Source organism: Nitratidesulfovibrio oxamicus (genome assembly GCF_015731765.1).
GTDB lineage: Bacteria > Desulfobacterota > Desulfovibrionia > Desulfovibrionales > Desulfovibrionaceae > Cupidesulfovibrio > Cupidesulfovibrio oxamicus.
Window position 1 is genome coordinate 1 of sequence record NZ_VRYY01000366.1, and the last position, 2,597, is coordinate 2,597.

3 protein-coding genes and 1 pseudogene are annotated in these 2,597 nt (G+C 66.1%); 2 read left to right on the forward strand and 2 right to left on the reverse strand.

Features of this window, described 5'->3' with window-relative positions; all coding sequences use genetic code 11:
* Positions 1–595, forward strand: a 595-nt coding sequence (locus FVW20_RS12265; protein ID WP_372434992.1) for an NAD(P)/FAD-dependent oxidoreductase, incomplete at its 5' end; no start/stop codon positions are given.
* A gap of 234 nt (positions 596–829) precedes the next feature.
* Here the strand turns inward: FVW20_RS12265 and FVW20_RS12270 are convergent.
* The gene (locus FVW20_RS12270) at positions 830–1,273 is read right to left on the reverse strand and encodes a universal stress protein (RefSeq protein WP_196609839.1); all 444 of its coding nucleotides are present in this window, start codon (positions 1,271–1,273) and stop codon (positions 830–832) included.
* A 274-nt stretch (positions 1,274–1,547) separates the two neighbouring features.
* Here FVW20_RS12270 and FVW20_RS12275 point away from each other — a divergent pair, with 274 nt between their 5' ends.
* The gene (locus tag FVW20_RS12275; protein WP_231039079.1) at positions 1,548–2,075 is read left to right on the forward strand and encodes a hypothetical protein; all 528 of its coding nucleotides are present in this window, start codon (positions 1,548–1,550) and stop codon (positions 2,073–2,075) included.
* A 280-nt stretch (positions 2,076–2,355) separates the two neighbouring features.
* Here FVW20_RS12275 and FVW20_RS19770 read toward each other — a convergent pair.
* Positions 2,356–2,597: pseudogene (locus tag FVW20_RS19770) on the reverse strand (RNA 2',3'-cyclic phosphodiesterase); the annotation flags it as partial.

Here is a 2,597-nt window from a genome sequence, read left to right on the forward strand (position 1 = left end):
TCTTCCGATCTCCGCCGGGGTTCGCGGGCACGACGTGGCTGCCGCCATGGGCCTGCCCGTGGGCCGGGGCGGACGCGTGCCGGTGCTGCCCACCCTGCAGGCGGAAGGGCACCCGGAAATCCACGTGGTGGGCGACCTTGCGCTGCCGGATGGGCAGAACCCGCCCATGATCGCCCCCAACGCCACCCAGCAGGGCCGCCACGCGGCGGCCAACGTGCTGCGCCTGCTGCAAGGGGGCAAGGCCAAGCCTTTCCGCTACCGGGACAAGGGGGCCATGGCCACCATCGGGCGGCAGGCGGCGGTGGTGCGGCTGGGGCGGTTTGCCTTTTCCGGGCTGGGTGCGTGGGTGCTGTGGCTGTTCGTGCACCTGGCCTATCTGATCGGCTTCCGCAACCGGTTGTTCGTGCTGGTGAACTGGGCGTGGGACTACCTGTTTTTCGAACGGTCGGTGCGGCTCATCCTGCCGCGCGTGGCCATGGACGACGCGGTGTGCGAGGCGCCGCCCGGGGCGGCACCCGATGTTGCGAAAACCGGGGAAGCCGGGGACGCCGGGGAGGCGGCACCGGACAGGGCCGGGGATTCCGCCGGGACGTAGGCGTCACGCAGGGGGACCGTCTGCCCGGATCGTGCTGTCGGCAACGCGGTGAAGACACAGGAAAAGGGCCGCCGCGAACTGCTCGCGACGGCCCTTGCACCTGCATTCTTCTTGCGGTTCCCTATCGCCCCGACCGTTGCCGCGGACATCGGGCCACAGCTGGCATGCCACCGGCAATCGCGGGGGCGAAGCCGCACGGACCAACCAGGAGGCCCGAAGCCACCCAGTCCGGAATTACGCCGTAGGACGGATGGTCAGCACCGGCTGGCGGGCGCTCTTGACCACCTTTTCCGCCACGGAGCCGAACAGGATGCGGTCCAGGCCCTTGCGGCCATGGGTGCCCATGATGATCACGTCCGCGCCTTCCTTGTCCGCGATGCCCAGGATTTCTTCCGCCGCGTAGCCGGTGACGATGCGGCCCTCGGCCTTGATGCCCGGAAAGTTCTCGGCCACGAACGATTCCATGGCCTTTTCCGCGCCGGAAACGATTTCACCCACGAAGTTCTCGATGGAGTTCGGCGGCACGTGGAAGCCCACGTACTGGCTGAGCGAGGGGGCGGCGTACAGCACCACCACCGACCCGCCGGTCATCCTGGCGAGCGATGCGGCATATTCGGCGACGTCCTTGCTGTGCTCGGAAAAGTCCACCGCGCAGAGAATCTTCTTGAAGTCCTTCATGGTGTTTCTCCCTGGTTACGGGTTCCGTGCCCCTCGCGGGGCCGGGTGGCAGTCTGAACCTCTTCGTATACTTACAGTATGCTTAGAGGGCGAAATAGACAAGGGCCGATTTGATGCGTAGTGTCTGCATGTGGGCAAGCCGTGCCGCCCGGCAGCTTTTTCCCGCCTTGCGCGCCGTTGAAAACAGGTGCGATTGTGAAATTTCAGCGGGTTGTGCAATGGCTGGCCGTGGCAGGGTTCTTGCTTGGGCACGGGCGTACCCTGCATGCACGACATGCGCTACATCCCTGACATGGGGGACGTCATGAAGATCGGCACGGAACAACTGGAGGCCCTGCAACGGCAGGAGCCAGCGCAACGAAAGGGCACCGGCGGCGCCAATGCCGTCGGCGACTTCGGCGCGTTGCTCTCGCAGGAGCTGGGCGGAACCGAATCGGCGCAGTCCGCTGCGTCGGTGGTGCCGCCGGGGGCCGCGGGCATCGACCCGCTGCTCATGGTTTCGTCAGTGGAGGGCGTTGACGCCGCCTCGGATGCGACCGGCCTCGACCAGGCCATGGAGCAACTGGACGGTCTGCTGAACAACTGGGATGCCTACGCCCGCGAACTGGGGCAGGGGGCGTCAACAGGAGGACTGCGTGATGCGTACTCGATGCTGCAAGGCATCGACAACTCGCTGCGCGACCTGAAGCAGAACATGCCCAACCTTTCCGACCACGAAGGGCTCGCAGCCGTGGTCAACGAACTCGAAGTGATGGCCGCCACGGAGAAGTTCAAGTTCAATCGGGGCGATTACGCCTCGTAGGGCGCATTATCTTTTTTCGCGGGGAGCCCCCGCGGAAAAACCTGATTCGCCTTGATACCATGCCCACTTCCGCTCCGGCGGGGCAGGACATGGCACAGCGGCATGAGCGCCGCACCTTCAGGTGCGGCGTTTTTCATTGCTCGCGGGGATGGAAGGGGAAGAACCAGCCGGAAAGAGCGGAATGCAGGCAAGCGGCATCGGAAGGGGGGCTTCGGCACACCCTGTTCGGGCCGAATTTCGGGTGTGAAAGGGCGTTTTCAGCCGCTTTTTCATCCGACGGTCATTGTGCGTCATCCCGCGCAGGCAGCACCGCAAGGGGGGTGTACACCGGGCGGTCACCGCCAGGATCGCTGCGCCACAGCACCATTTCACGCACGGTGCAGGGTGGCCACGGCGATGCGGCGTGGTTGATTCGGGCATTGATGGCGGCCAGCAGGGCATCGCGCGCATTTGCCGCTGCCCGGGCCGAAGGCCGGGAAGGCGCGGAGGGCGGCTCGCCGCCGGACCGGGTGGCATCGCGCC

Coding starts and splice junctions, on each gene's coding strand:
- FVW20_RS12270 (WP_196609839.1), bottom strand. CDS start 1,273: ATGAAGGACTTCAAGAAGATTCTCTGCGCGGTGGACTTTTCCGAGCAC.
- FVW20_RS12275 (WP_231039079.1), top strand. CDS start 1,548: ATGCGCTACATCCCTGACATGGGGGACGTCATGAAGATCGGCACGGAA.